Genomic DNA, 18613 nt, shown 5'->3' with positions numbered 1-18613 from the left:
ACCTGAGTCAAGGGGGAAGTGCCTGGTTCCGGGTCTTCAGAACGCCAGCTTGTAACCGATCATCAGCAGCATGCCGGCCAGGCAAGGGCGCAGGACGCTGTCGGAGATGCGTCCGGTCAGGTGGCTGCCCAGGTAGATGCCCGGCAGCGAGCCCAGCAGCAGATAGCCCAGCAGTGACCAGTCCATGTTGCCCATGCTGGCGTGGCCCAGGCCGGCGACCAGCGTCAGGGGCACGGCGTGGGCAATCTCGGTGCCGACCAGGCGGCGGGTGACCAGGTAGGGGTAGAGCAGGAACAGCGCAACAGTACCCAGAGCGCCAGCCCCGATGGAGGTCAGCGACACCATGACGCCGAGCAGGATGCCGGTGATCACGGTCAGCAGGTTGAGACTGGTACCGCTCAGGTGATAGCGGTCGCCAGCGTGTTTGCTGGCGAAAGCTTGCAGTTTGCTTTTGAACAGAATGGCCAGGGCGGTGAGTACCAGGACGACGGCCAGGCCTTGCTTGATCACGGCGTTGGCGGCTTGGGTGTCGGTGTCCAGGGTGCTGAGGAACCACAGGGTTGCGGCGGCGGCCGGGACGCTGCCCAGGGTTAGCCAGCCGGTGATTTTCCAGTCGATGTTTTTGTTTTTGCTGTGGACCCAGACGCCGCTGGCTTTGGTGATGGCGGCGTACAACAGGTCGGTGCCCACTGCGGTGGCCGGGCTGATACCGAACCAGAGCAGGATAGGGGTCATCAATGAACCGCCGCCGACGCCGGTCATGCCGACGATGAAACCTACGATGAGGCCTGCAATGGTGAAGCCGAAAGAACCTACATCCATAATCTACCTAATCGCCCACATGCCCGTGATCGGATGGCAGCCAGCATAAAGGTTTTTTTATAGCCAAATAGACTAGTTCGTTATTAGGTTATAACTGGGACGTTTTGGTGCTGAGAGGGTGGGGCTTTGCGATTTGTGCGGGCATCCGGTTGCCACGGTGGCGCTGAATCACCTTTGCGCCCTTATGGCAGCTGGATCAAGACCAAAAGCAGATCAGGTTCCAGGGCAAGATTCGCTTCGTTCCTGCTTGCTGCGAGGTACGCAGTTTTGAGCATACCCATCACCGATCCGTCATCACCACCATCACCTGTGCATCACCCCCATCCTCACTCTCCGACAGGTAGATGTGGCCGACATTGCTGTTGAAATAAGCCGTCTCCTGCGCGCCGATGCTGACTGCCTCACCGGTTTCGAACTCAATCCGTACCCGCCCACTGAGCACCAGGGCAAACTCTTGCCCGGGGTGACGAATGAACTCATCGAACTGCTGCCGCTCGCGGGCGATGATCCGCGCGTACATCGGGGTCATCAGCCGCTCGGGAAACTCTCCGGCAATCAAGTGGTAGTCATAGGTTCCGGTGCTGTAACCCGGCGTTGAAGGCAGCGAATGGACTACCACAGTGGTCGATGCCGGGGCGTCTCCCATTTCTGCCGAGCGAAACAACTGGGCGATGTCGACATTCAGCGCCCGCGCCGCTGCGGCGAGTTTTTCGTAACTCACCGATACCTGCGCCAGCTCCATTTTCGACAAGGTCGAGACCGGCACCCCGGAGCGTTCTGACAACTGCTTGAGGGTCAGTTGCTGACTTTTGCGCACGGTCCGCAGGCGGGCGCCGACTTCTGTGCGGTCGATCGGGGGCTGCGTGCCAGGGCGGTCGGCGGCAGGGGAGCGGTCACTCATCAAGGATCTCGGTCAGGAATAACGGTTAGGCATCTTACCGTGGCCGCTTGCGTATTCTGAAATTCTCATATATTAGAATTCTCATAAGTGATAATTTCGATTACCTCATCAGGCAATGGCAAGGTTATGACGCAGATATTCGACAGCGTGATCATTGGCGCCGGTATTGCGGGTGCTTCCTTGGGGTACCGACTGGCCGGCCAGCACCGTGTGTTGCTGCTGGAGCGCGAGTCGCAGCCCGGCTATCACGCCACCGGGCGCTCGGCGGCGATGTTCATGGAGGCTTACGGCACCCCGCAGATCCAGGCTTTGACCCGGGCTAGTCGGGCGTTCTACGAGTCGCCTCCAGCGGGGTTCTGCGAGCATCGCTTGCTTGAGCCGCGAGGGTGCCTGTATGTCGCCAGTCTCGATCAGCAGGATCTGCTGGCCAGCAGTTATGCCCAGAATCTGGCCAACGGCACCGAGGTCCATTTGCTTGACCCTGAGGCAGCGTTGGCGATGGTACCGAGCCTGAGGGGCGAAGCTATTGCAGGCGCGTTCCATGAGCCGGGTGCCATGGACCTTGATGTACACGCTTTGCATCAGGGCTTCTTGCGTGGCTTTCGTCAGGCGGGCGGCGAGCTGCGCTGCAATGCCGAGCTGGTTGAGGGGGCCTTTGCCGAAGGCCTCTGGCATCTGCACCTGGCTGACGGCTGCGTGGTGCAGGCCCGACAGTTGGTTAACGCGGCGGGCGCCTGGGCAGATCGGGTTGCCGCGGTCTGTGGTGTGCAGCCTGTTGGCTTGCAGCCTTGCCGACGCAGCGCTTTTACCTTCGAAGGGCCACAAGACCAGGCGTTTGCACAGTGGCCGGCAGTGATCGGGGTGGATGAGAGTTTCTATTTCAAACCCGACGCTGGGCAGTTGCTCGGCTCGCCGGCCAATGCCGATCCGGTCGAACCCCAGGATGTAATGCCCGAAGAGTTGGACGTGGCGATCGGTATCTACAACATCGAAGCCCTGACCACGCTGACGATCCGTCGTCCCAGTCACATCTGGGCCGGGCTGCGTTCATTCGTCGCCGATGGCGATCTGGTCATTGGCCGCGATCCCCACACGCCGGCGTTTTTCTGGCTGGCGGCCCAGGGCGGCTATGGCATCCAGTCGGCGGCCGGTGTCTCGCAACTGGCCTGTGCGTTGCTGCTGGATCAGGCACTTCCCGCTTCCTTGCAGCGCGAAGGTGTCGAGCCGCAACGCTTGTCACCGGCGCGTTTTCGTTAATCCCCCTCAAAGGACATTGTCATGAACTCGACGATTCAACGTATTCCCAGCCACCTGCCGTTTCCGTTTTCCAAGGCCGTCAAGGTCGGGGGCTTTTTGTTTCTTTCCGGTCAGGTCCCCATGAACGCCGCAGGCGAAGTGGTACGTGGCGACATCCAGACCCAGACCCAAGCCACCCTGGAGCGTATCGGCGAAACCCTGGCCGAGTGCGGCGCAGGGTTCGAACAGGTGGTCAAGGCCACAGTATGGCTGTCCGACATGGCGCATTTCGCCGGATTCAACGAGGTCTACAAAAACTTCTTCGCCAATGGCTTTCCCGTGCGCTCGACAGTGAGCGCCGGTCTTGCACTGGGCGTGGATGTGGAGATCGAAGTACAGGCCTGGATCGGTCACCACTGAGGTCGCACACGCCTGCGCGGTACTGGGTAAAAACAACAAGGCCTGACCAGGGCCATAGATGCCAGAGGGTTCAAGATGAAAGAACAGCTGAAAATTGCAGGCGCCTTTATCGGCGTTATCGTGGGTGCAGGTTTCGCCTCAGGGCGGGAGTTAATGCTGTTTTTCGTCAACTTCGGCCTCTGGGGGCTGCTCGGCACCCTGGTCAGTGCGGCGCTGTTCACTTTTCTCGGCATGGCCCTGGCTGGTCTGGGCAACCGTCTGCAGGCTGCTTCCCACAAGGATGTGGTGTATGCCATCTGCGGGCGCTACTTGGGGCTGTTTGTCGATCTGTTGATCACCTTCTTCATGTTCGGGGTGACGGTGGTGATGCTCGCCGGTGGCGGTGCGTTGCTTGAGCAGCAGTTCGGTATCCCGGCGCTGACCGGCAGTGTGCTGGTGACCCTGCTGGTGGTGGCTGTGGTCTGTCTGGATATACACAAGGTCATCGTGCTGATCGGCGCCGTCACGCCTTTTCTGATCCTCGCAGCCTGTGCTATCGCGTTGTATGCAGTGTTCACCCGCGACTTGAGTTTCACCGCTCTGGACCAGATCGCCAATCAGCAGGAGGCAGGAGCGAGCCACTGGTTGCTGGGGGCTTTCCTCTATGTGTCGTACAACGTTGTGGCCGGGGCACCGATGCTGGCGATTCTCGGTGGTTCGGCACGCCTGGAGAAAACTGCGCTCTGGGGTGGCATTCTCGGTGGCGCGGGCCTGGGCGGCTTGATGCTGGTGATCAGCGCCGGGTTGCTCTCGCGCTTGGACACGGTGGCCGATTTGCCGATGCCGATGCTGTCGATTGCCAGCGAAATTTCCCCGGCGCTGGGTGTGATCATGTGCGTGATCATCTTCGGCATGATCGTCAATACTGCCGTGGGCATGCTCTATTCGTTTCTGGCGCGGCTGTTGCCGGCGGGTACGCGCCGTTTTCGTCTGGGCGCAGTGGGGGCGGGGGTGGCGGCGTTTATCTGTAGCCTGATCGGCTTTATCAGCCTGGTTGGTCAGGTCTATCCGCTCTTTGGATACCTGGGCTTTGTGGTGATGCTGGCGGTGCTGATCGGCTGGATGCGCATGGGGCGGGTCAAGCGCGCGGTGGTGGTGTAGTTAACAGACACCTGGCGAGGACAGTGTCTGCCCTCGCCAGGTGTAGGGTCAGATCTTGAAGCTGTCGACCAGTTGCTTGAGACGTCCGGCCTGTTGGGCCAGGGCATCGCAGTGACGCAGGGTGTCATTGAGGTTGGCTACGCCTTGCTGGTTCAGCACGTTGATCTGGATGATGTCCAGGTTCAGGCTTTCGACCACGGCGGTCTGTTCCTCGGTCGCTGCCGCCACTGACTGGTTCATGCCGTCGATTTCGCCGATACGCTGGGTCACGCTGCTCAGGCGTTCACCGGCCTGGTTGGCGACCATCACGCTTTCCTCGCTCGATACCTGGCTGGCGTTCATGTTGTGCACCGCCTCGCGCGAGCCGACCTGCAGGGTGGTGATCATTTTGTGGATTTCTTCGGCCGATTCCTGGGTGCGGTGCGCCAGGTTGCGCACTTCGTCGGCGACCACGGCAAATCCACGTCCGGCTTCCCCGGCACGGGCGGCTTCGATGGCGGCGTTCAGAGCCAGCAGGTTGGTCTGCTGGGAGATACCCTTGATCACGTCAAGGATCTGCCCGATGTCGTCGGTGCTGGCGTTGAGGGTTTCGATCTGTTCGCAGGATTCGCTGATCTTCTGCGACAGCGCAGTCATCGCCGAGATGGTTGCTTCCACCACCTGGCGGCCGTCGTTGGCCTGTTCGCTGGCGCCGCTCGCGTGCTGCGAAGCATCGGCGGCGTTGCGGGCGATTTCCTGGGTGGCGGCGCCCAGTTCATTGATGGCCGCAGCCACGCTGTTGGTGCGCATGCTCTGCTCTTCCGAGCCGATGATCGAGGCGTTCGACGCGCTCATCACCCGCTCGGAAAGGTCATGCACCTGACGAGTGGCCGAGGACACTTCGGCAATCGAGGCGTGAATACGTTCGACGAACTGGTTGAAGGCAGCAGCCAGTTCGCCGAATTCGTCCTTGTTCTCCACGACCAGACGGCGAGTCAGGTCGCCTTCGCCTTGGGCGATGTCCTGCATGGCGCGGCCCATGGTGGTCAGCGGACGCATCAGAACCGGAATCAGCAGGCCAAGCAGGCCAGCAATGGCCGCCACGGCGATGAGCATGGCGATGATGGCCGAAGTACGGAACTGGCTGAGAGGAGCGTAGGCCTTGTCTTTGTCGATCGACAAGCCGATGTACCAGTCGGCCGACGGCAGGCCACTGACTGGAGCAAAGGAGATGATGCGCTGCTGACCGTCCAGGGTCGCGTCATGAATGCCTGGGGTCACTTGCAGGTTGCTGCCTGAATAAATGTCCTTGAGGGTCTTCATCACCTGGTTTTTGTCCGGGCTGACGATCACCTGGCCGTTGCGGTCGACCAGGAAAGCATGGCCGATACCGCCGAAGTCCACGGCGTTGATGATGTCGACCAGGGATGCCAGGCTCAGGTCGCCACCGACCACACCCAGCAGTTCACCGTTGGTCTTGCTCTTGACCGGCATGCCAATGGTGACTACCAGTCCACCGACGGCGGCCATGTACGGCGGGGTCAGCATGGGCTGGTTGGCGGCGACGGCGGCGGTGTACCAGGGGCGTTGGCGCGGGTCATAGCCGTCAGGCATCTTCGCATCCGGGCGCTGGGTGAACACACCGTTGGCCTGGCCGACGTAGGTGAACTGGAAGTTATTGGTGAGCGAAGGCTGGTCGACCAGTCCCGGGAAATCGGCATTGGCACCTTGGTGGGCAACGTCCTGGGCGAGGTTTTCCAACACCAGAATCCGGCCGCTCATCCAGTTCTGCACGCTGCTGGCGGTCAGTGCGCCGGCTTGCTTGACCGACGACTCGATGTTCTGTCGGATGGTGTTGCGTTGCAGATAGTCGTTGTAGAGGGTGAACAAAGCAAATGCCAGAACCACGACGCCGCAGGCGCACAGCAGGATCTTGTGGCGAAATTTCAGGTTCATGTTCCGATACCTTGTGCCAGTAAGGAGGAGTGCCGAGCGGTGCTTTTGGCCAGTGCTCGTACCTATCCACACGGCTATCGGCCATAACGGTGAAAAATTGAAAGGTAGATTGCCGCAGGGGCTGACAGGTTTTTCCTACCCGAGGCTTTAGCCTGCGGTTTGTGGCGCTAGACGCCGAGACGCTTGACCAGTTCCTGTGCCGCCTTTTGCAGCGGCTGTTTGTGGCGCCAGAACGCATGCACCGGCAACTGCAGTTCGTTGCGGGTGTTCTTGAAATCCAGGCGCAGCAGACGCCCGGCCTCAAGCAGCGGGGCCACCCGCGACAGTGGAAAGTCACCCCAGCCCAGGCCTGCTTCGACCATCTCCAGGGCCATGCTCAGGCTGTCGGTACGCCAGTGGGCCTTGCCGATCAGGGCACGGGTGTCGCTGATCGGCAGGTCGCGACTGGCCACCAGGATCTGCCGGACATTGACCAGGTCTTCGAGGTAGGCAATCTGCCGAGGTTGGCGTTGCAGGGCAGGGTGCTGCGGCGAGATGGTCGCCACCAGCGACTCCATACCGACATTCTGGAAACGTTGCTGTGGATCGACCGCCAATCCGGCAAATGCCAGGCACAGGCTGACCCGGCCGCTGTGCAGCAATTGCAGCGCCTCTTCCTGAGGGGCGCTGAGCACCTCGATCTCCAGCAGCGGATAGCGCTCGCTGATGGTCTTGATCGCGGTTAGCAGCGGGCCGTGGTCAATGTCCGGTACCACGCTGATGGCCAGGGTGCTTTCCAGTCCTTGGGACAATTCCAGGGCATGCACCTGTAACTGTCCCAGTTGCGCCGCGATCATCCGCGCATGGGGTTCCAGCGCCAGGGCCCGTGCGGTGGGCCGGGTATCCCGGTGGCTGCGTTCGAACAGGACGTAGCCCAATTCGGCCTCAAGGTTGCCGACTGCCATGCTCACGGCCGAAGGCACCCGGCCCAAGGCGCGGGCAGCGGCAGAGAATGAGCCGCGGTCAAGCACGGCGAGGAACAATTCGATGTTGTCGCTGGAAAAATTCAAAAGAGCAATCTCCTATCAGTCAATCTGATAGCTGCTTACTTTTTCTGTCAAGAAGATTGACGCATTCTTGCGCCTTTCTGCGGCCTGGATAGGCGGCGTTTGATGATGCAACTGAGGAAATACGGTGCAAGGTGTAAAACGCAAACTGGTATACGTGACTGCCTACGAAGTGATTGGCCTGTGCATGTCGACCCTGGGGCTGGCCTATCTGTCGGACACGGCGCCGAGTAATACCGGGCCGTTGGCGGTGATGATCACCACCATCGCCATGGCCTGGAACTTTATCTACAACACCCTGTTCGAGTACTGGGAAAGCCGCCAGGCCAAGCGTGGGCGCAGCGTTGCCCGGCGTGTCGTCCATGCCATCGGCTTTCAGTTGACTCTGGTGGTCTACCTGATTCCGTTGATTGCCTGGTGGCTGGACATGAGCCTGGTCGAAGCGTTCCTGGTGGACCTGGCTTTCATCATCCTGATTCCTTGCTACACGTTCCTCTACAACTGGCTGTTCGATCGCATTTTCGGATTGCCGACGTCGGCCCAGGCTGTGGGCGACAACCGTGTCGCTGCCTGAGGCGAGTTACTGCGCCGGCAGAACGATGCGCAACGAGCCGCTCTCAGTTTCATCCGGCAGGCGCCGGGCACCGAGCAGGTCTTCCTCGATCTCGCCGGACAAGTAGTACACCCCGGCCATGACGCCGCTCTTGCGGTTGTCTATGAGCTCACGCCATTCCTCGTTGAGCGCCACATTGAGGATCACCCGCAGTTGCTCGACCATGGCGGGTTGTTCCTGATTGTGGCTGACGACACCGTAACCGGCCGCAGCCACCGAGATCAGGGTGCCCGCAACGCGGCCTACGGCACTTGCTACAGCGCTGGCGATGCCACGCGGCGCCAGGGTTGCACCGAGCTTTTCGCTGGCCTGTTGCGCTACCGTTGACAGGCCGACATCGGAGCGCTGAGTGCCGGCGCGCACAGCGCTGTGCATGTGCCCGACCAATGTTGCATACGCCGGTTGCTCGGCCAGCGACTTGCTGTACAGCAGTTGGTAGAGCGAGGCGTTGCGCGCCGCAGGGGGGCCCAGGTTGATCGCCTGAATCCGCGTCAGCCGCAGATTGAACTGCTCGGGCGGTGCCCGGTAGCGCTGGGCAATCTGTTGCAATTGCTGGTTGAGCAACTGAAGGTACAACTCCATGGCGCGATTGCGAATGCCTTCGGGGTCGATCTCCTTGGCCACCTGATCGAGCACCCGGCGGTGATACTGCTCCTGCAGGTAAAGGGCCAGGCGCTTCTCCGGCGGCTCCCTGCCTTCGCCGCTGTTCAACTTGTACCAGGCTACTTTCATGGTCAGCCATTGCTGGGTCCAGTAGCCGGTGAACCAGGGAATGAAATCGCTTTCGGTAAACTGCTGCACGCGGTCCTTCCACACGCGCATGGAGCGCCGGGCGTAGTCATTGACTGAGCTGGTACTGGCCAGTGAGGCGTCGATGATTTCCCGGTCGATCTGCTCCCAGGTGGCGGGGCTCAGTTGTACGGGAGGGGGCTCGACGGCCTTTTCTCGCGAGGCGCAGCCGCCCAGGGCGAGCAGGAGGATGAGCAGGAAACTGAGAAATGAACGGGGGGTCACAAGCGCTACCCCCCTTGCGACGGGATGTTTTGCGGGTTTGATACCTTGGTGATTTCAGTATAGGTGGGGGGACATCGAAGCCTGATAAGACCGACCAAGTACTGCTTATGCCGTGGTCCGCACTCGAGGTCGCCTGTGGAGCTTGCTCTGCGAGCTTTTTGTGAGCTACCAGTCGAAAATCTGCAAGTGCAAATGCATTTTCGGAAACGTCTGACATCAATTTTTTGCCGCGCTTGGTAGCTTTTCCGGGTGTTTGCGCCTGCTCATCGTCTTGGGCAGCGCGTGGTTTCCTTTCCCCGTTTAAGGACAAACGTATGGTCGCGCCGGCCCATAGCGTGCAATTCGAATTACTGATCCCTACTGTCAGTCACGACTTCAAGGTACTGGCTTTTGACGGTACTGAAACCATCAGCCACCTGTATGCGATTAAGGTCGAGCTGGTCAGCGAGTACCCCGACTTCGATCTGGAGAGCCTGCTCTGCCAGCCAGCGTTCCTCCAGTTTGGCCTGAATGGCGAAGGTATTCATGGCCGTATCGAAGATGTGCTGGTGGGCGAGGCCGGCAAACGCCTGACCCGTTATCAGCTGACCCTGGTGCCTGCCCTGCATTACTTGCAGTTCAGCCACAACCAGCGGATTTTCCAGCAGCTGACAGTGCCGCAGATTGTCGCCCAGGTGCTTCAGGGCCATGGCATTCAGGCCGATGCCTTTACCTTCCATGTCAGCCCTCGTCCCGCACGCGACTACTGCACTCAATATGCTGAGGATAACCTCAGTTTCGTAATGAGGCTGTGCAGTGAAGAAGGCATTGCCTGGCACCACCAGCACAGCCCGGATGGCCACCAGTTGGTGTTCACCGACCATCAGACTTTTTTCCCCAAGCTCGGCGCAACCCCCTATCAGCAAGGCTCTGGGCAGGTGGTAGACCACCCGGTCATTCGCGAGTTTTCCACGCGTTTGAGCACCCGCACCAGCACGGTCACCCAGCGCGACTATGACCTGAAACGGCCAAGCCGGTTGCTGGAAAGTCAGTTCAGTGCCGCGTTCAGCCCGGCGCTTGAGGACTACCGTTACCCGGTGCCGTTCGAAACCGAGAAACTCGGCGAGCAACGTGCCCGCGAGGCCCTGGAACGGCACCGCTGCGACTACCAGTTGGCTGAAGGCAAAAGTGACCAGCCAAGCCTGCGCAGCGGTCATTTCTTCGGCCTGAGCGAACACCCGCGTAAACAGTGCAACGACTTGTGGCTACTGCTCAGTGTCACCCACGAAGGCAAGCAGCCGCAGGTGCTGGAGGAGTCGCTCGGCAGCGACAGCCCGCCCAAAGATGGCTTCAGCCAAGGCTACCGCAACAGCTTCAGCGCCATCCCCTGGGATGTGTTCTACCGTCCACCGTTGGTCACGCGTAAATCGCGACTGGTCAGCCAGACTGCCCGTGTGACCGGGCCTGAAGGCGAAGAAATCTTCTGCGATGAGCATGGCCGGGTCAAAGTCGAGTTTCATTGGGACCGCGCCGAGCTCAACAGCGACAAGAGCAGTTGCTGGTTACGGGTTTCGTCCAGCTGGGCCGGGGTGGGCTTTGGCGCGGTAACTATCCCGCGCGTCGGCATGGAAGTGGTGGTGACCTACCTGGAGGGCAACCCCGACCAGCCGTTGATTACCGGGTGTGTGCCGAACACGCGCACACCGGTGCCCTATCCCTTGCCGGCGAACAAGACCAAAACCGTGTTGCGCAGCCGCAGCACGCCGGACAGCAGTGGCTACAACGAGCTGTCGATTGAGGACCGCAAAGGCCAGGAGCTGATCTACCTGCGTGCGCAACGCGACCTGGAACAAAAGATCGAGAACGACAGCCAGCTGGAAGTCGGTAACGAACGCCGGGAGACCATCAAGGGCAACAGCATTGCGGTGCTGGAGGCCGAAGATCAGTGCACGGTGAGCGCTGACCGAAAAGTTGAGCTCAAGGCTAACGACTATCTGCAGATCGCCGACAGCAGCCATACCCGGGTCGGGCAAACGCTGGTGATCGAGTCTGGTCAGCAAGTGCACCTCAAGGCGGGCCGCGAAGTCGTGCTAGACGCTGGGGGCAGCATCAGCTTGAAAGGCGGTGGTCAGCATATCGTCGTAGGCCCAGGCGGCATCTTCAGCAGTACCGAGATTCAAATCGGTGGTGCGCCCATCGCGGGAACCGCAGCGGCGCCGGAGTTGCCCGGCATGCTCGAAGGATTATCGACACCACCGCTACTCGCGCTTGTGTCGCAGAGCAAGGCACTGATGCGGCCTGAGCCATGGTGTGAAGTCTGTGAACAGGCTGCGGAGGAAACTGGCCAGTGAGTAGCTTCCCTCAAGCCAATTACCTTCTGATCGATGGTGTCTTGCGTCCCAATGCGCTGGCGAGTCTTTACGCCCTTGCAGAGCCGGTTGAAATCGAACCGCTGTACCTGGCAACCCGCTGGACGGAACTTAAACACCTTGGCCCGCTATTGGTGGCGATTGACGGCTCTTCCAGTCTGATCGACGAAACCTGCCAACGTGCTACCGGGCAGGCCGACGCCAGCCTTTTGTACAGCCCTGCACCGATAATTGCCGTAGCCGATCATTTGCGTCGCTTCATTGCGCCAGCAGATGTCCTTGGCAGCAAGGGGTTGCTGCGTTTTGCCGACCCCTTGGTGGCGCGTTACTGGCTAGGTAGTTATCAAGGTGCGCAGCGGGATGCAGTGCTGGGCCCGATCCAGGCCTGGCACCTGCCGCGCAACCCTCATTCCTGGGCGCTTGCTGAGCCCGTCGAGTGGCACACAATCGCGCGCACGGCGCCGTCGCCCGAATGGGTGGATGAGCACGCTCGGTTGGGCGAAGCACAGATACATGCGCTCGATCAGGCCGCACGCTGGCGCTTCATGGAACGGCTGCACCATCGTTTTGAACAAAGTCATCCCCAGCAGTTGGTGCGTATCGAAAAAGCCCATTTAGCCCGCTGGTTCGATGAGCGTCTGGATGAAGCGCAGGCCTGGGGGCTTGTCAGCCAGCGCAGCCTCGCAATCTGGGTTGAATGCAGCCTGCGCTGGGGGGAGGGATTTACCCAGCGTCCTCAAGCGCCCTATCAGCGCTGGCTGGCGCGTACCCCCGATGCCCTGAAAATCGCACCAGAGCTGCGCATCCAGCAATTGGATAACGAGTGTCTGCACCTAGACTTGAACAAGGAAGTGTCATGAACCAGCCCCCGACAGAAGCCGAGCTGAATCAGGCCCGGCGCAACCAGGAATTTACCAACGCGCCCATGGGCAGAGGCCAATGTGCCTTGCGGCACCCGCAGGTGGCGATTTTTCCGGTTCGTTATGCACTGGACGAATCACCGCTCAGCAAAGGCAGTAACCAAGGGCCGAATCCACTTCCGGCCGGCTGGTCGAGCAGACTGCCGGAGCTGCACACCCGCAGCTACACCCTGCGCCAGTTACGCGATGGCTGGCTCTATGTGTGGAACAGTGTCGACCAGACCTTCCATGAATATCAGGTAACCGCTGAACACTTCACGCGGCACCTGTGGACTGACGGCCAGCTGAATCAGGATGTTCGTCACAACCCGGGCGAAACCCATCCGTACCTGCTGTATTCCCGCCGCAGCCAGCTGCGTATCGCTTTCTCGCCGGTGCAATGGACCTGGCGTATGTGCGAGCTGATGCGCAGCAATGCCCCCGCACAACGCCAATGGATGCGCTCCCTCGATCTGCCAGCGTTCTGCGCCAGCGGAAAAGCCGAGCACGGTGACGAGATTACCGAGCTGGGCAACCGCGTGGCGGATATTTTCGTCTATGGCGCAACAGCCCCGACCTTCGCCAGCACGCTGCTGCCGACCACCGCAAGCGAGCCTGGCCTGCCGTACAAACCCGCGTTCGAAGAGGCGTTGGTGCGCGGCAGGGTTCCCGAACAGGACACCGCGCTGTTCATCGCCCTGGATGATCCGTTAGCCATGGTCGATGACCTGAGCATGAACCTCAGCGGTCGGCTCATGGAACAGAGCCGGTTTGAAAACCTGCATCAGCACACACTGGAAAGCGCTGTCGCCGTCGAGCGGTTGTGTGGGTTTGACACCGATGCGTTCATCCCGGACTCGATCCAGGACCCGCTTCAACGCCAAGCCTGCACCGACGACTTGTACCGCCTGCTCAAAGCCATGGATGAAGTCGAGCGCGGCAAGGACCTGGTCTCTGCCGATCTGGACGGTATGGTGGAGCTGGGCGCGGCCTCGGCAGTCACTGCCGCCAAGGCCTCGTTTGAAGCCCGATGGGGGCAACTGCCCGCTCAAGGCGATTGGCAAACAGCCCTTGAAGAATGGAATGCCAAGCGTCTTTGGCGCGAGGACGTACGCTTTGATGAAGCACAGCAGTACCTGAGTCAGACCTCCGCCCAGGCGCAACGGCTGCAGGACCATTGCCAGCGTAGCGAAGCTGATCTGCTCACCTGGCTCGATCGCCTCAGCCCCAGCGCAGAAGCTGTTTACCACGACACCTGCAACGTCGACCAAGCCAGCCAACTGCTGGAGACCGCTCACGCGCTTTACACCCTGCTGGGCAATGGCCAGCACGGGCAGCAGTGGTTGTGCCAGCAAGCTGAGCGACCGAGCAGCCTGTTTGGCCTGGCGCTGTTCAACTTCAACCCGGAAGTGGCGACCTTGATCAAAACGGTGTCGCACAACTTCACGACCTACGGAACCCTTGACGACCAAGGGCGCGAAGGGGATGGCAGCGCACCGGCGCTGACGCCGAGCTCGGCGGCCGATGTCACCAGCATGGCCACCCGGGCCAATGAGATCAAAGCGGTCTTCGACCTGCAGACGTTACAAAACAGCCAGCACTACAACGCCATGAGCAGTGCCGCCAGGCAAGCGCTGAGCACCTTGGTCAAAGTCGCCAACAACCAGGCCATGGACGCCTGGCACGGGCTGAGCGGCATACTGCTGCCGGCCATGAAGCAGCAGCTCGGATTCACCCTCGCGGCCACCCAGGTGTTGATCTCCACGGAAATCGCCACGGCTACCCAACTGCGCATCAATCCGAGCTATGCGCGCGACTACCAGACCTGGCTGCTACAAGTGAACACCGTGAACAACAAAATAGCCGGCGCCAAAGGCGTATTGCTCCGCCAAGCTGCGGCTTACGACCAACGCGCCGCGCGAAGATCGCTGCAAGCCTATGAAGAACAGCTCAAAGCATTGTTCCTGAAGCGTCCCAACCAGGTCATCGCGCAAGCATCGGGTAGCACGCGCCTGAATGCCAGCCTGGAGCAAATCAACGGCTGGCTCGCCGACCTGGGGCAGGCCGAGGTGAGGGCGCAACTGAAACTGGCCGGTACCCAGGATTACCTGAGGCGCACCAAAGCCTGGATGGCGCAGAACCTGGGCAATGCCCTGCCGGCGTTGCTGGTCGGTCTGAACGCGTGGAACCTTTGGAACACCGCCAAGCAGGCGCAGAACGACGGTCGCTTTACCGCTGATGAATGGCGCACGTTGGGGGCAAATGCGGCGTATACAGCCAATGCCATTGCGGCGCTGTGGGTTGGGCCGGCCTGGAGTCGGGCGGGAGGGATGGCTGCGGAGTTGGGTAACAGAACTCTGAAAGTTGCTGAGGCCGGATACTCTAAATGGTTGGGGCAAACCAAAACCGCTTCCGCGGGGGGGAGCCAGGCTGCGGTGGCAAACGAGTTTGCGACGGTTTCAAAAGGTCTGATTTTACGCACGGTGACCTGGGCAGCGTTGGGGGCTGTTGCGGCGGGCCTTGAGGCTTGGCAGATTTCTGAAGATGCTGGTGGCGCCACGAGCGAGGAAGAGAAAGCGCTGCTCTGGACAAAGTTCGGTGTGGTTTTCGGAATGTCTATTGCGGCAACGACCCAACTAGTCGGCGCAGGCCTCGGTTATTGGTTCGGTTTTGCCTGGGTAATGTCGACGCCAGTCACTATCACTTTAGCGCTCCTCGGAATTGCCTATTTGATGGTCTCCATGGCCGCCAACCGCTTCAAGCGCGAAGGACTGCGCTTGTGGTTGTACCGTTGCAGTTGGGGGCGCGGGGCAACCCCCGAATGGTTGGGCGATGATGGGCATCTCAAGCAGATGACCTCCCTGATGGAGACCTTGCAACGACCCACGGTAATGGGAAGAACTCTGTATTACGGTGGTGGCAGCACCCCGAGAAAGTGTCTGGGCTTCTGGGTACAAATCCAGGTGCCGGCAGCGCTGGCGGGCAAAGAGCTGATCTTACAACCAGCAATAGTCGAGAAGCGCTATTTCTCTAAAGATCGGCTGTACGCCACGGAGAATAATTTTTACGACCAGTTTCTTGATGGTAACTGGGTCGATCCGAAGCGACTCGGAGAGTTGCCCAACGGACCCGTATATAGCCTTCGCTCAGCGGACTTCACTTACACCTCAAGGGAACAACATCGTCTGTGGCAAGTCTGGATTGACAGTCCGGCGGCCAGTCCGATCCTTGAGTTGGAAGTTAAATACCCGCGCGACGTGCGGCAGCGGTCAGATGGCCGTGGTTACATGTTCCGACTGGCACTGGAATGGGCGGTGAACGAGGCCGATCGTGCCAATAATACGTTTAACAATGAACTGATGGAAAAGGATGGCATTGTGCTGACATACAAAAGCACTGAGCTATTGAAGTTGATGGTCCCTAATTAAACTTATCGTTGAGAACTATAATGTTTGATCTTGATAAGTCCCTTGATCTGCCGTCGCAGCTTCAATGGAAATTTTCGCACGAGCCTGAGTTAATGGCTTGGGTGATTCGGGCGCGTAACTACAACACATTTGTAGCCAATGGTATGTTTTTTTTCATGGCTTTATTAATATTGGGGGGCGCATTCATTATGTATTCGGTGTATGAAGGGATGGATCAGTCTTGGCGAATATCTTCGTGTATATTTTTTTTATACTTATGTTGTCAGTGGTTTCGTCCATGACCCATCAGCGAATAAATTGTGCTTATCGTTTTAGTGAGTCGGGATTGGAGCATTGTGAGTGGAAGGATTTCCCCAAATGGCCCCTGACATTTTTGAAGTGGCTTGCAGGGATAACGGCGATTTTATTTATTTTCATGGCAACCATTGATCCGTCGTTTTTGCTTGGTGCGCTGATAGGTCCTGGTGGAGTGGGTTTGACATATCTTTCGATGGCATACTCAAAAAGTTATAGGGAGATGCATGCCCAATACCATTGCTATGCATTTAAGTGGGATGAGCTTACGCAGCTCGCTATTGTTACTAATAGAGAAATCGTCGAGTTTAAATATAGCGTGACCCAAGAAGGGCGTGATCATATAACCAGTGGGGGAGTTAATATTTTTTGCAAAAGGAAACAGAAAGAAAGCGTGGCTGATTTTATTAAATCTTATCTGTCTCCAGGTGTGCCTTGCATTAAAACCAAGGCTGACGTTCCACAGTACTAATGGGGGATAGGCAGCTACGGTTCTCTGTAGTTGGACGCGCTTTGTATTGCGGTGGTAACAGTGCCTCGAGAAAGTGTATGGGCTTCTGGGTGCAAATCCAACTGCCGGCAGCGCTGGCGGGCAAAGAGCTGACCTTGCAACCGGCAATTGTCGAGAGACGCTATTTCTCTAAAGATCGGATGTACGCCACGGAGAATAACGTTTACGACCAGTTTCTTGATGGTAACTGGGTCGATCCGAAGCGACTCGGAGAGTTGCCCAGCGGACCCGTATATAGCCTTCGCTCAGCGGACTTCACTTACACCTCGAGGGAACAACATCGTCTGTGGCAAGTCTGGATTGACAGTCCGACGGCCAGTCCGATCCTTGAGTTGGAAGTTAAATACCCGCGCGACGTGCGGCAGCGGTCAGATGGCCGCGGTTACATGTTCCGACTGGCTCTTGAATGGGCGGCGAACGAGGCTGATCGAGTCAACAGCGCATCTAGCAGTGAGCTGATGGAGAAGGATGGCATCGTGCTCACCCATAAAAGCACTCAGGTATTAAAATTGCACGTCCCTCATTCAAGTGATCATTGAGCGCTAGTATGTTGAGTTTTAATAAGTCCCTTGATCTACCACCGCAGCTTCAATGGAAATTTGCGCATGAGCCCGAGTTGTTAGGCTGGATGACTCGGGCGCGTAATTATAATACGTTCGTGGCTAATTGCATGTTCGCATTTATGTCTATTTTGATAGCTGGGGGGCATATGTTGTATATTTAGTACCGGCGCCGGGTGAAGGTTTGTTGTTCAGGGGCATAATTAGTTTGTGTTTTTTCATAATTATTGCACTCACGATTTCTAGTATGACCCATCAGCGAATGAATTTTGCCTATCGATTTACTCACTCTGGAGTTGAGTATTGTAATTGGAAAGATTTTCCGGAATGGGTCCTGACTTTTTTGAAATGGCTTGCGGGGATAACGGCGATTTTTTTTATTTTCATGGCGACTATTGATCCATCATTTTTGCTTGGGGCGCTGATAGGTCCTGGTGGTGTGGGTTTGACGTATCTCTCGATGGCGTACTCAAAGAATTATCGGGAAATGCATACCTACTACCATCACTATGCGTTTAAGTGGGAAGAATTTACGCAGCTCGCCATTGCTACCAATCGTGAGGTGGTCGATTTGAAATACACCATCACCATGGGCGGGGATGACTTTGAAACTAATTGGAGCCTGAATATTTTTTGCAAACGAAAGCAAAAAGAAAGGGTGGCGGAGTTTATCAGGCCTTATCTGTCTCCAGGTGTGCCTTTCATTAAGACCAAAGTTAATGTTCCGCTTAGTACCGACTGATGGTTGAGCGTTCATGGACCGCCGACCGTTTCAAACGTGAGGGGCTGCGCTTGTGGTTGTACCGTTGCAGCCGGGGGTGCGGGGCAGCCCCCGAATGGTTGGACGATGATGGGCATCTCAAGCAGATGACCTCCCTGATGGAGACCTTGCAACGACCCACGGTAATGGGAAGAACTCTGTATTACGGTGGTGGCAGCACCCCGAGAAAGTGTCTGGGCTTCTGGGTACAAATCCAACTGCCGGCACCGCTGGCGGGCAAAGAGCTGACCTTGCAACCGGCAATCGTCGAGAAGCGCTATTTCTCTAAAGATCGGCTGTATGCCACGGAGAATAACGTTTACGACCAGTTTCTTGATGGCAACTGGGTCGATCCGAAGCGGCTCGGAGAGTTGCCCAGCGGACCCGTATATAACCTTCGCCCAGCAGATTTCACTTACACCTCAAAAGATCAACACCGTCTGTGGCAAGTCTGGATTGACAGTCCGACGGGCAATCCGATCCTTGAGTTGGAAGTTAAATACCCGCGCGACGTGCGGCAGCGGTCAGATGGTCGCGGTTACATGTTTCGACTGGCACTGGAATGGGCGGTGAACGAGGCCGATCGTGCCAATAATACGTTTAACAATGAACTGATGGAAAAGGATGGCATTGTGCTGACATACAAAAGCACTGAGCTATTGAAGTTGATGGTCCCTAATTAAACT

Annotated in this window: 16 protein-coding genes and 1 pseudogene; 11 read left to right on the top strand and 6 right to left on the bottom strand. The window is 58.3% G+C overall.

Features of this window, described 5'->3' with window-relative positions:
• Positions 1-36: 36 nt before the first annotated feature.
• Together C6382_RS01760 and C6382_RS01755 are read right to left on the bottom strand one after the other, a co-directional pair.
• Positions 37-822 carry a sulfite exporter TauE/SafE family protein gene (locus C6382_RS01760; RefSeq protein ID WP_107022825.1) on the bottom strand — a complete coding sequence of 262 codons (786 nt, stop codon included), beginning with the start codon at positions 820-822 and terminating at the stop codon, positions 37-39.
• A gap of 280 nt (positions 823-1102) precedes the next feature.
• Positions 1103-1723, bottom strand: a complete 621-nt coding sequence (locus tag C6382_RS01755) for a helix-turn-helix domain-containing protein (protein ID WP_107022824.1) — start codon at positions 1721-1723, stop codon at positions 1103-1105.
• Positions 1724-1849: 126 nt separating this feature from the next.
• On the opposite strand from C6382_RS01755, the gene C6382_RS01750 reads away from it, so the two are divergent.
• From C6382_RS01750 to C6382_RS01740, 3 genes are all read left to right on the top strand, one after another.
• Positions 1850-2980, top strand: coding sequence for an FAD-binding oxidoreductase (locus C6382_RS01750; RefSeq protein WP_107022823.1), 1131 nt, complete (start codon positions 1850-1852; stop codon positions 2978-2980).
• A 21-nt stretch (positions 2981-3001) separates the two neighbouring features.
• Positions 3002-3379, top strand: coding sequence for a RidA family protein (locus C6382_RS01745; protein ID WP_107022822.1), 378 nt, complete (start codon positions 3002-3004; stop codon positions 3377-3379).
• Positions 3380-3454: 75 nt separating this feature from the next.
• Complete coding sequence (locus C6382_RS01740) at positions 3455-4519, top strand: hypothetical protein (RefSeq protein WP_107022821.1); 1065 nt, start codon at positions 3455-3457, stop codon at positions 4517-4519.
• Positions 4520-4567: 48 nt separating this feature from the next.
• Here the strand turns inward: C6382_RS01740 and C6382_RS24540 are convergent, their stop codons facing one another.
• From C6382_RS24540 to C6382_RS01730, 3 genes and pseudogenes are all read right to left on the bottom strand, one after another.
• The gene (locus C6382_RS24540; protein WP_371919548.1) at positions 4568-5308 is read right to left on the bottom strand and encodes a methyl-accepting chemotaxis protein; all 741 of its coding nucleotides are present in this window, start codon (positions 5306-5308) and stop codon (positions 4568-4570) included.
• A gap of 114 nt (positions 5309-5422) precedes the next feature.
• Positions 5423-6454: pseudogene (locus C6382_RS24535) on the bottom strand (cache domain-containing protein); the annotation flags it as partial.
• A gap of 167 nt (positions 6455-6621) precedes the next feature.
• Positions 6622-7503: a LysR family transcriptional regulator gene (locus C6382_RS01730; RefSeq protein ID WP_107022819.1), complete on the bottom strand. Its 882-nt coding sequence runs from the start codon at positions 7501-7503 to the stop codon at positions 6622-6624.
• 124 nt (positions 7504-7627) lie between these two features.
• Here C6382_RS01730 and C6382_RS01725 point away from each other — a divergent pair, with 124 nt between their 5' ends.
• Entirely contained in the window at positions 7628-8074 is a 447-nt protein-coding gene (locus C6382_RS01725; protein ID WP_107022818.1) for a PACE efflux transporter, read from the top strand.
• Between the two features lie 6 nt (positions 8075-8080).
• Here the strand turns inward: C6382_RS01725 and C6382_RS01720 are convergent, their stop codons facing one another.
• Positions 8081-9127 carry a hypothetical protein gene (locus tag C6382_RS01720; RefSeq protein ID WP_107022817.1) on the bottom strand — a complete coding sequence of 349 codons (1047 nt, stop codon included), beginning with the start codon at positions 9125-9127 and terminating at the stop codon, positions 8081-8083.
• 314 nt (positions 9128-9441) lie between these two features.
• Between C6382_RS01720 and C6382_RS01715 the strand changes: the two genes are divergently transcribed.
• From C6382_RS01715 to C6382_RS01685, 7 genes are all read left to right on the top strand, one after another.
• Positions 9442-11457, top strand: coding sequence for a type VI secretion system tip protein VgrG (locus tag C6382_RS01715; RefSeq protein ID WP_107022816.1), 2016 nt, complete (start codon positions 9442-9444; stop codon positions 11455-11457).
• Complete coding sequence (locus C6382_RS01710; RefSeq protein WP_107022815.1) at positions 11454-12335, top strand: DUF4123 domain-containing protein; 882 nt, start codon at positions 11454-11456, stop codon at positions 12333-12335. The genes C6382_RS01715 and C6382_RS01710 overlap by 4 nt, the downstream gene beginning before the upstream one ends.
• Positions 12332-15802, top strand: a complete 3471-nt coding sequence (locus tag C6382_RS01705; RefSeq protein WP_107022814.1) for a T6SS effector BTH_I2691 family protein — start codon at positions 12332-12334, stop codon at positions 15800-15802. Before C6382_RS01710 ends, C6382_RS01705 begins: the two co-directional genes overlap by 4 nt.
• Before the next feature lie 277 nt (positions 15803-16079).
• Positions 16080-16568: a hypothetical protein gene (locus C6382_RS01700; RefSeq protein WP_256588902.1), complete on the top strand. Its 489-nt coding sequence runs from the start codon at positions 16080-16082 to the stop codon at positions 16566-16568.
• Positions 16569-16645: 77 nt separating this feature from the next.
• Positions 16646-17146: a hypothetical protein gene (locus C6382_RS01695; RefSeq protein WP_107022813.1), complete on the top strand. Its 501-nt coding sequence runs from the start codon at positions 16646-16648 to the stop codon at positions 17144-17146.
• Positions 17147-17414: 268 nt separating this feature from the next.
• Positions 17415-17909 (top strand): hypothetical protein, encoded by a 495-nt coding sequence (locus tag C6382_RS01690; RefSeq protein WP_371919546.1) that lies wholly within the window; start codon positions 17415-17417, stop codon positions 17907-17909.
• Entirely contained in the window at positions 17909-18610 is a 702-nt protein-coding gene (locus C6382_RS01685) for a hypothetical protein (RefSeq protein WP_107022812.1), read from the top strand. The genes C6382_RS01690 and C6382_RS01685 overlap by 1 nt, the downstream gene beginning before the upstream one ends.
• Positions 18611-18613 lie beyond the last annotated feature (3 nt).

Source organism: Pseudomonas sp. BBP2017, assembly GCF_003024385.1.
In the GTDB taxonomy this organism is placed as follows: Bacteria; Pseudomonadota; Gammaproteobacteria; order Pseudomonadales; family Pseudomonadaceae; genus Aquipseudomonas.
The sequence above is the reverse complement of the archived record's forward strand: the minus strand, read 5'-3'. Positions and strand labels throughout refer to the sequence as shown.

Coding starts and splice junctions, on each gene's coding strand:
- C6382_RS01745 (WP_107022822.1), top strand. CDS start 3,002: ATGAACTCGACGATTCAACGTATTCCCAGCCACCTGCCGTTTCCGTTT.
- C6382_RS01750 (WP_107022823.1), top strand. CDS start 1,850: ATGACGCAGATATTCGACAGCGTGATCATTGGCGCCGGTATTGCGGGT.
- C6382_RS24540 (WP_371919548.1), bottom strand. CDS start 5,308: ATGCGCACCAACAGCGTGGCTGCGGCCATCAATGAACTGGGCGCCGCC.
- C6382_RS01705 (WP_107022814.1), top strand. CDS start 12,332: ATGAACCAGCCCCCGACAGAAGCCGAGCTGAATCAGGCCCGGCGCAAC.
- C6382_RS01685 (WP_107022812.1), top strand. CDS start 17,909: ATGGTTGAGCGTTCATGGACCGCCGACCGTTTCAAACGTGAGGGGCTG.
- C6382_RS01755 (WP_107022824.1), bottom strand. CDS start 1,723: ATGAGTGACCGCTCCCCTGCCGCCGACCGCCCTGGCACGCAGCCCCCG.
- C6382_RS01690 (WP_371919546.1), top strand. CDS start 17,415: ATGACCCATCAGCGAATGAATTTTGCCTATCGATTTACTCACTCTGGA.
- C6382_RS01715 (WP_107022816.1), top strand. CDS start 9,442: ATGGTCGCGCCGGCCCATAGCGTGCAATTCGAATTACTGATCCCTACT.
- C6382_RS01740 (WP_107022821.1), top strand. CDS start 3,455: ATGAAAGAACAGCTGAAAATTGCAGGCGCCTTTATCGGCGTTATCGTG.
- C6382_RS01700 (WP_256588902.1), top strand. CDS start 16,080: ATGACCCATCAGCGAATAAATTGTGCTTATCGTTTTAGTGAGTCGGGA.
- C6382_RS01695 (WP_107022813.1), top strand. CDS start 16,646: ATGGGCTTCTGGGTGCAAATCCAACTGCCGGCAGCGCTGGCGGGCAAA.
- C6382_RS01760 (WP_107022825.1), bottom strand. CDS start 822: ATGGATGTAGGTTCTTTCGGCTTCACCATTGCAGGCCTCATCGTAGGT.